Origin of the sequence: Limosilactobacillus caccae (assembly GCF_900156885.1) — a bacterium.
In the GTDB taxonomy this organism is placed as follows: domain Bacteria; phylum Bacillota; class Bacilli; order Lactobacillales; family Lactobacillaceae; genus Limosilactobacillus; species Limosilactobacillus caccae.
On sequence record NZ_FTOY01000004.1, the window covers coordinates 132099 to 140404 of the forward strand.

The following is an 8306-nucleotide window of genomic DNA, read 5'->3' on the forward strand; positions in this document are numbered from 1 at the left end:
TGCTTCATGCGATGAACCATCATCGTCGGCTCATTGTTTTTCCTTATTTTTGCAATTATTCGCTTTTTCGTTTGACTAATGCTAAAATCATTATTAAATTTTAATGAGAAAGGAATGGTGGTAAATGGATAAGGATGCACAAATTAATTTCTTCAAAAAGTTGGTTGCGATCAACACGGTCAATGGTAATGAACTCGCCGCAGCAAACTATATTAAGGATGTTCTCGCGAAACACCATATTGCTGCCCAGTTGGTGCCATTTGCTCCCGGGCGGGCAAACCTAATTGCGGAGGTTGGTGATAATCCTGGGCCGGTGCTAGCCTTTGCTGGCCACATTGATACCGTCGATACCGGTGACCCTGCTAAGTGGTCTTATAACCCGTTTAGCGCTACCGAAATTGACGGACAGATTTACGGCCGTGGGACGGTAGACATGAAGTCCGGCCTTGCCGCAATGGTCTGTACCCTAATTGAACTACAAGAAGCGCACCTGCCGAAAAAAGGGACGGTTCGCCTGATTGCGACGGTTGATGAGGAAGTTGGCGGTGGTGGCTCCCTTCAGCTTACGACGGACGGATTTGTCCATGATGTTGATGCGATGGTGATTGGCGAAGCGACTAGCGGCCAGGTGGAGTACGCGCACTGCGGTTCCTTTGACTACGAAGTTAAATCATACGGCAAACTGGCCCACAGTTCCCGACCAGCCCTCGGCATCAACGCAGTTACTAACCTTGTGCAATTTATTAATGCCGAGGCGAGTGCCTTTGACGATGTCGCCAAGAGCCCGGTCCTCGGTGAATTAATTCACAGCGTGACCGTTTTTCACGGCGGTGACCAGTTAAATACCATCCCTGACTATGCTTTTATGAAAGGAAACGTTCGAACAATTCCAGAGTGTGATAATGACGCAACTCAAGAACGCCTGCAAGTCATCATTGACCAGCTCAACGCCCGGACTAATGGGAAGTTAGAGCTTGTGGTTGTCGCCAGTTTTATGCCCGTCGTTACTAATCCAGCGGACAGTTTCATCACCCTTGTTCAAGAAGCCCGGCAACGCGTTACTGGTATTAACCCCCACAAGCAGGTTTCCCATGGTGCAACCGATGCATCCCGCTACGTGCTCGACGATAATCAGTTTCCAATTGTTGCGTTTGGTCCCGGCGATGATGAGCTTTCGCACCAAGTCGACGAACACATTGCAATTGCCGATGTTTTAGCCGCTGAAAAAACATACTACGAAATTGCTAGCGTGTTTTTTAATTAGTTTTTAATAAACTCATTGACATTTAATTTTAGTTGACTATACTATTTATTAATATCAAATATCCAAAACGATGAACAGACTAGTAACCCGCAAGAATAGTTAAGAGAGTCCGGCTGGTGCAAAAGGACCTATTTACGGGGTGAATCACATCTGCGAGTAAAACTTTCTGACAAAAAGGAAAGTTCGGTCGGCGGCCGTTATCACCACAAGTTTCGTTAAACTGCTTAACCGAACTTGCTGAGGTAGTCACCATGAGATGGCTGCGAAAAAAGGTGGAACCGCGCTAGTAGCGCCCTTTGAGGAATTTACTTTCCTCGGGGGCGTTTTTTTATTTAAGGAGGTTTTATCAATGAAAAAACGGAAAATATTGCTACTGCTAATTATCATTGTGCTTGTCGTTCCCTTCTTAGGTGGCTGCCACATTCAAAATGAAAATGACCGCGCAAATCACCAGGATACCTGGGCAAAGATTAAAAAACGTGGCACCCTCAATATTGGCGTTGATGATAGCTTTGTTCCGATGGATTTCCGCAAGCGCAACGGTCAACTAGTCGGCTACGACGTCGACCTTTCCCGGGCGGTGTGCAAGGTTCTTGGCATCAAGGCAAACTTCCAGTCAATCGACTGGTCGATGAAGGAAACCGAATTGAAAAATGGGACCATCGATTGCATCTGGAACGGTTATACCGCCACCCCTTCCCGGTTAAAGCGAATTGCCTTCAGCCGGGTCTACCAACTGTCTGGCCAATCGTTGGTAGTTAGAAAAGACAGCAATATCACCAAGATGGCTGGCATGAAGGGCAAGACACTTGGCGTGCAAGAAAGTTCAACCGCCCAGACTGACCTCAATAAGTACCCCCAAGTTCTCAAAGCAATCATCAAAAACAATCGGCCAATCCTCTACCAAGATAACGCCAGTGCTTTCATGGACCTTCAAGCCGGCCGGACGCAAGGAGTGCTAGCCGGTACCGAATACGCTGGTTACTACGCGACCCACATTGCAAATAGCAATAATTACAAGTTAATTCCGGCGACTGAATATCCCGCTGACCGTGTGGCGATTGGGATGCGGAAGGGGGATAAAACACTTATTAAGAAGGTTAACTACGCGCTTGGCGTTCTCCAAAAGAACGGCACCCTCCGCCGAATCAACCAAAAGTGGCTCGGCATTGATAGTAACTATCTTGGTCCCACGAATGAGTTTACCAAGTCAAACAATAAAAGATAAGTAATCCATAAAACTGGCAATTTAACCCTTGCTAGGCTAAAATTTGCATAAAGACGACTTTAGCAAAGGCAGGCTAATAAAATGATTCACGAGATTAAAGCTGTTTCTGACTATATTGAAGAAATCGAAAAATTAATAAATAATACCGAACATAATTACTACTTTCGTGGACAAGACGATGCATTTTCCAACACGCTGCCCGCCATTTTTCGTAGTCGCAAGTTACTTGATAATGAGGACAACCTCTTTAATGACTTCCTGATGACCGACCCACAACTTTTCGAAAAGTGTCGGACAAACTTTGAGCGAATGGCATTGATGGAACACTACCACCTGCCGACCAGGTTACTCGATGTCAGTACCAACCCGCTGATTGCCCTTTTCTTCGCCGTTAAAGGCGGCCAGGGTAACGGAGAAGTCTATATCTATAAGGATCAGCCCAACCAGGATAAGTTGGCAAAGATGCTCGACCACCAGGGCTGGCACAATTTAATTGCCGAATACCAGTGCAAAATTGGCCTAACCCATCATAATTATTTTAAGAAAAATGCTTTCAGCAATGAGATGCAACTGGAATCATCACTTGCCAGGCAATCGATGGCCGATAAAAGTTCCTTTTTCCAGACCGTCAAAAACTTCTATAAGCTAGATAATGATTATGTCGAGCAACACCACAAGCTGTGGAGCCACAGTTATTTTAGCTACTTTGACGATAACGATACTGATTACTTTGCAGATTTCAAGCACGACCTGCAAACATTACCATTCCTGCGACTCTTTGAAGAAGCCAAGCGGGATATCCCTAGTTTTGCGAATAAGATGAACCCCCTCGAGCTGATCGTTCCTAAGATTGTCACAATTAAGCGGATGAGTCGCCGGATGGAAAACCAACAAGGACTATTTCTGTTTGTCCCCTTCATCGGTGACGAATATGACCAGTCAGTCGAGATTGCATACGAAGAGGTCGAGCACCGGGCCCAGCTAGCCATTGATGTCTTGAGCCTCTACAACCCCGATAATCCGGACGAAAAAGAAAAGTACATTATCCCCGCAAAATATAAGCGTTCCATCCTTGATGAATTAGCCAAGCTGGGGATAGATTACAGTTTCATCTATCCAGAAGACCATGCAAAGAAGGCCGAAATGATTAAGAATAAGTATCTGGGTCTTTAAAATTAATATCGCCCCCAATGTTAGGCACAGAACTAACGTTGGGGGCGTTTTAATTTATTGTGGACATATAGACTACGAAAAAAGCTTGGACACGTTATATCGTGTTGACTAGAGGCGCTGTTTTAGGGCAGCTGAAGTATTGGTACGACAGCATTTCACCCTAAACGTGTTAAGGTTTTGCGTTAATTCTATGGTCAGAAACTATGGTCAAAAGCTGACGTATCAAGGTATTTAGCGAGTTTGTTTTTACACTCTAACTTGGTGTTTCTTCAAATACTCTGCCACTTTTAACATGACTTCTTCTGAATCTGGAGAATTAGTTACATCCAAAACCATTTGCCCAGCTTCAACTCCTTCAAAATGAAGAGTTATTCCATTCAAGATTAAAAATACTTTGGCAGCTTCAAACGCTGTCCGTTTGTTACCATCAGCAAAAAGATGTTTCTTGGTAATCTTTTGCAAATAGTATGCTGCTTTCAGCCAAATGGTTGGATAAGCCTCACGTCCAAAGAAAACTTGCTTTGGCGCTTCGACAACACTATTCAACCCATTATTATCTAATACGCTAATTACCCCTTCACCAGCACGACGAATGATTCGTCGATTAATTTCAATTAACTCTTCCTCAATTAAATATTCCATGGTTACTTATCCTTTAGAAAGTCCAATATTGCTTGATCTTCATCTAAACTCTGATCCAACATTTTGGAAAAATGATCATGGACCTTATTATCATTATCAGCAGCCTTAATCACAACACTGCCATCATGAGAATTAAAGGTCACGTTGATTTTGTCGTCTACTTTGAGCCCTGCTGCATCCATAATGTCTTTACTAATCCGCACAGCACTCGAATTACCTGATTTAAAAATTTTAGTTAGTGACTTAATAACCATAATCAAGGCTCCTTCCCATCTGTATATACATTATAATTATATAATATATACACAGATTTATCTACATAACTCTTTTTTAACACATTTTAACATGCGACCAGCCTTGCCATATCAGCAATTCAAGTACCTTCACTACTCAAAAATCACTCATCAGCCTCCGCCCGTGTTAACAAACGTGTTAAAGCAGCGCCATTTAAACCACGAAAAAAGCCTGTAATACCAACGATAATCGCTGGTATTACAGGCTTTTATACGTTATGTAGTGCTCACTAAAGTCGCTATTCTAGGGTAGCTGAAGCATTGATATAACAGCATTTATCTCTAAACATGTTAAAACTTTGTGTTAATGCTGTGGTCAGAAACTATGGTCAAATAGCGCCATTATAGGGTTCTTCGTAAAACAACTGTTCATTATATAAGCAACTATTTTAGTCTACTCTCTAGCAGCTATATTCGGTTATCTAACTTGCTTGCTATTCAATGTTTATTCCTACTTCTTTAATGTGTAGTAGGTATTAGGCGAGGTTGGCGAATCTGAATTTCTTTCTAAAAGATCTAATTTCGTCAAATCACTCAATGCTTTCCGAGCTGTTGATGGGTATAACTTTGCATTAGAATTAATAAATTCCTTAGGCCTGAGCTCTTTATGCTCATAGACGTAAATCAGAGCCGCCCTTTCTGGATAAGTTAACTTAGCTAAATCATAGTTAGTGATTTCACTTATCTCTTCTTTGCGTCTTGAATTCCGCATCACAATATTATTTCTTAAGGTTAATTCAGTGAAAGCATTAGTAGCAACATATTCTGGATCATCAAGGAAATACTCTTCCATATTTTTGTACATCCGATCAACACCTTCACCAAACTCCCTAACCCAGCCAAATTGAACTAACGCTCTAGCAATATTTGGATTTCTAGAATAGTGAGTAGTTCGGATATTATCAACAGTTACTATTGATGGTAAATCCCCAGAAAACTGGTTTCAAAAAAGTACCGCGATTATTTTTTATCTTACTTCTGTTAGCTAATCATTTGATGCCCATGTGGAAAAACTAGTATTTTGTTCACTAGCTTTAAGAATTGGAAAGACTTGATAATGGGCATACTTTGAAACACCACTCAGAAACTTCCATAGTTCTTCTTGTGAATGAAAACGAGCTTCAACAATATAACAAATATTTCCAGAACTACTACATTGCTGAATAAAATGCTCATCCCATTCTTTCATATAATCTAAAAATGGCTTTGAATAAGGTGTTTTCAGAGAAAAATGAAGAAAGGTATGCATATGATAGCCCAACTTAGTATGGTCAATTTCAATTGTATAGTGGCTAATAACTCCATTATCTTCTAGTTTTAAGATCCGCGCTTTTGTTGCGGGAGCTGACATATGAATTTCATTAGCAATCTTTGCTATTTTCATTCGACCATTCTCACTTAAAAGCTTTAAAATTTGCTTATCAGTATTGTCAATTTCCATAAATTCAAAACACCTTCTTTTTTAAACTATAAAGAATAAAATACCTTATTTTTATTATATCCCAAGAATTTCTAGGCTGTTACACTTTAAAAGTAAATAAAAGAAAGTCAGAAGGGATTGATATCATTATGCAATTAAATAATGTTGGTTGGTTTGAAATTGGTTCTGATCATCCCAAGGAAACCCAAGAATTCTATGGTAAACTCTTTGGATGGAAGTTCCTTGATTACAATGACATGGAAAATGAATATCATAATATTCTAGAGCCAGGTCAAAAATACCCAACTGGTGGAATTCTTGGTACTAATAGTACAGATAAAAAAATTCCAGAATATTCTACTTTCTATATTTTAGTTCAAGATGTTCCAGAAATGATTAAAAAAGCTGAAGAAGCTGGTGGAAAGGTCATCTGGGGGCCTGTTACTGATAAGGCAGGGCTAACTTTTGTCCGCTTAGAAGATAATGGTGGTCACCAATTCGGGATGTTCTCTTCACCACAATAGAAACCACTATGCTCTATACTTATAATAAGTGTAGAGTTTTTTTCATTACCATCAAAGGAGGAAAACTAATGAAAGCTGCAGTTGTTTACGAACCGGGAAATGCAGATGCATTGAAATATGTTGATGTTCCAACGCCCAAGGTAAAACCAGGTTGGTCTTTAGTTAAGATTAAAGGATTCGGAATCACCCACTCTGAGATCTTTACTCGCCAAGGAAAATCACCATCCGTAAAATTCCCGCGCATTTTAGGAATTGAATGTGTTGGAGTAATTGCTGAGACAACTGATCAGAATAGATTACCAGTTGGTCAAAAAGTGGTCTCAATGAATGGGGAAATGGGGCGCGATTTCGATGGCTCTTATGCCGAATATGCATTATTACCTAATGAGCAGATAGAACCAATCGAAAGTAGTTTATCTTGGGCAGAGCTAGCAGCAGTGCCCGAAACTTATAACACCGCTTATCGCGGAATGTTACAACTAAAGCTAAATAATGCGCGCACTCTATTAGTACGTGGTGGAACCAGTGGGGTTGGAATTGCAGCATTAAAATTAGCAAAAGCGTTAAATCCTAAACTATTGGTTTATGGAACTTCACGCCATGAGAATAGCGAACAGGAAATCCTTGATTTGGGCTATGATGGTTTCATTCACGATCAGGAAAACCATTTAGATACCACACAAGACTTTGATCGCATTTTTGATTTAGTCGGGGCAGCTACAACAATTGATTCTCTTAATCACCTGGAAGTTGAAGGAATTGTAAGTGTGACTGGTGACATGGGTGGCATCTGGGCCCTTAATGATTTTGATCCGGTAACGGCGATCCCAAATGATCGTTATATGACCTCATTTGCCAGCTACAAGCTATACAGTAAATACTTAAACCAATTATTTAAGCTAATTGAAGAAAAGCACATCGATGTTCGTCCGGTAAAGACCTTCCCATTATCACAAATTGCAGATGCACATCGATATTTAGAAAGTCAAAAGAAACCGGGTAAGGTTGTCGTTTTACCTGAAGAATAGGAAAAAAACCTAAATACTCAGCAGAGGACTAACTCTTAATCTTCAATAAAGCTCTACAGATTAAGCAAAAGGAGCTGGAAATTAATTTTTCGCAGCTCCTTTTATTAGTTCTGGGCAACAAGGTAATGCCGAATATTACGGATGGGACTCGCCCCATACATTAAAACGCAAAAACAGTCTATTTACAAAGAGCATTGCCGGAGCACAGGCGAACGCAATTTATTATAGCCTGGTAGCAACTGCCCGGTTAAACCACTTAAATATCTACAAATACTTTCAGTATTTGTTTGATCACCTGCCAAACCGCAAGGACGAAGGACTTGAGGCTTATTTACCATGGACAAAAACAGTTCAAGCAGAATGCCATGAATAACGAAAGGATCATGAAGCACTAAAATGCCGGTGAAGTGCTCCTGATCCTTATTTTTTTCAATACGTATGGATATTGACTGCTTACATCCTTATTTTTCAACGTAAGCACACCATAACGACACGTCTATAAAAAGCTACCCCCACCTCCTATACTAAAAGCATCAGCATATTAGGAGGCCTTTTTTATGGAAGAAAAGCATGATATTATTTCGTCTAAGTTTTCAACTAAACCAATCTCACCCATCAAACGTCAATGGCAACCTCACGTTGCAGCACAGATCGAAGAAGCTGGGGTTAAATTAGTCATTTTTAAAGGAGCTAGCGTCAACCTAGCGGTTGAACTAGCTAAAGCAATGATTCGC

At 40.8% G+C, this 8306-nt stretch carries 8 protein-coding genes, 2 pseudogenes and 1 other annotated feature; of the genes and pseudogenes, 6 read left to right on the forward strand and 4 right to left on the reverse strand.

The annotated features are described in order from the left end of the window. Positions 1-124: 124 nt before the first annotated feature. From CZ502_RS00695 to CZ502_RS00705, 3 genes are all read left to right on the forward strand, one after another. Positions 125-1264, forward strand: coding sequence for an ArgE/DapE family deacylase (locus CZ502_RS00695; protein WP_076459214.1), 1140 nt, complete (start codon positions 125-127; stop codon positions 1262-1264). Between the two features lie 61 nt (positions 1265-1325). Next, positions 1326-1564, forward strand: a binding site (T-box leader). Between the two features lie 49 nt (positions 1565-1613). Then, positions 1614-2492 carry an amino acid ABC transporter substrate-binding protein gene (locus CZ502_RS00700; RefSeq protein ID WP_076459215.1) on the forward strand — a complete coding sequence of 293 codons (879 nt, stop codon included), beginning with the start codon at positions 1614-1616 and terminating at the stop codon, positions 2490-2492. Positions 2493-2573: 81 nt separating this feature from the next. Next, the gene (locus tag CZ502_RS00705) at positions 2574-3665 is read left to right on the forward strand and encodes an FRG domain-containing protein (RefSeq protein WP_076459216.1); all 1092 of its coding nucleotides are present in this window, start codon (positions 2574-2576) and stop codon (positions 3663-3665) included. 246 nt (positions 3666-3911) lie between these two features. On the opposite strand, the gene CZ502_RS00710 is transcribed toward CZ502_RS00705, so the two are convergent. From CZ502_RS00710 to CZ502_RS00725, 4 genes and pseudogenes are all read right to left on the reverse strand, one after another. After that, entirely contained in the window at positions 3912-4307 is a 396-nt protein-coding gene (locus CZ502_RS00710) for a type II toxin-antitoxin system death-on-curing family toxin (RefSeq protein WP_076459217.1), read from the reverse strand. A gap of 2 nt (positions 4308-4309) precedes the next feature. Continuing rightward, positions 4310-4561 carry an AbrB/MazE/SpoVT family DNA-binding domain-containing protein gene (locus tag CZ502_RS00715; protein WP_076459218.1) on the reverse strand — a complete coding sequence of 84 codons (252 nt, stop codon included), beginning with the start codon at positions 4559-4561 and terminating at the stop codon, positions 4310-4312. 490 nt (positions 4562-5051) lie between these two features. Beyond that, a pseudogene (locus tag CZ502_RS00720) lies at positions 5052-5519 on the reverse strand (ATP-binding protein); the annotation flags it as partial. Positions 5520-5585: 66 nt separating this feature from the next. Continuing rightward, positions 5586-6041, reverse strand: a complete 456-nt coding sequence (locus CZ502_RS00725) for an Lrp/AsnC family transcriptional regulator (protein ID WP_076459219.1) — start codon at positions 6039-6041, stop codon at positions 5586-5588. 128 nt (positions 6042-6169) lie between these two features. On the opposite strand from CZ502_RS00725, the gene CZ502_RS00730 reads away from it, so the two are divergent. From CZ502_RS00730 to CZ502_RS00740, 3 genes and pseudogenes are all read left to right on the forward strand, one after another. Further along, a complete protein-coding gene (locus tag CZ502_RS00730; RefSeq protein WP_076459220.1) occupies positions 6170-6544 on the forward strand; it encodes a VOC family protein in 375 nt (124 codons plus the stop codon). Positions 6545-6612: 68 nt separating this feature from the next. Beyond that, positions 6613-7572: a zinc-binding dehydrogenase gene (locus tag CZ502_RS00735; RefSeq protein ID WP_076459221.1), complete on the forward strand. Its 960-nt coding sequence runs from the start codon at positions 6613-6615 to the stop codon at positions 7570-7572. Positions 7573-7723: 151 nt separating this feature from the next. Then, positions 7724-7945: pseudogene (locus CZ502_RS00740) on the forward strand (transposase domain-containing protein); the annotation flags it as partial. Positions 7946-8306 lie beyond the last annotated feature (361 nt).

Coding starts and splice junctions, on each gene's coding strand:
- CZ502_RS00695 (WP_076459214.1), top strand. CDS start 125: ATGGATAAGGATGCACAAATTAATTTCTTCAAAAAGTTGGTTGCGATC.
- CZ502_RS00700 (WP_076459215.1), top strand. CDS start 1,614: ATGAAAAAACGGAAAATATTGCTACTGCTAATTATCATTGTGCTTGTC.
- CZ502_RS00705 (WP_076459216.1), top strand. CDS start 2,574: ATGATTCACGAGATTAAAGCTGTTTCTGACTATATTGAAGAAATCGAA.
- CZ502_RS00710 (WP_076459217.1), bottom strand. CDS start 4,307: ATGGAATATTTAATTGAGGAAGAGTTAATTGAAATTAATCGACGAATC.
- CZ502_RS00715 (WP_076459218.1), bottom strand. CDS start 4,561: ATGGTTATTAAGTCACTAACTAAAATTTTTAAATCAGGTAATTCGAGT.
- CZ502_RS00725 (WP_076459219.1), bottom strand. CDS start 6,041: ATGGAAATTGACAATACTGATAAGCAAATTTTAAAGCTTTTAAGTGAG.
- CZ502_RS00730 (WP_076459220.1), top strand. CDS start 6,170: ATGCAATTAAATAATGTTGGTTGGTTTGAAATTGGTTCTGATCATCCC.
- CZ502_RS00735 (WP_076459221.1), top strand. CDS start 6,613: ATGAAAGCTGCAGTTGTTTACGAACCGGGAAATGCAGATGCATTGAAA.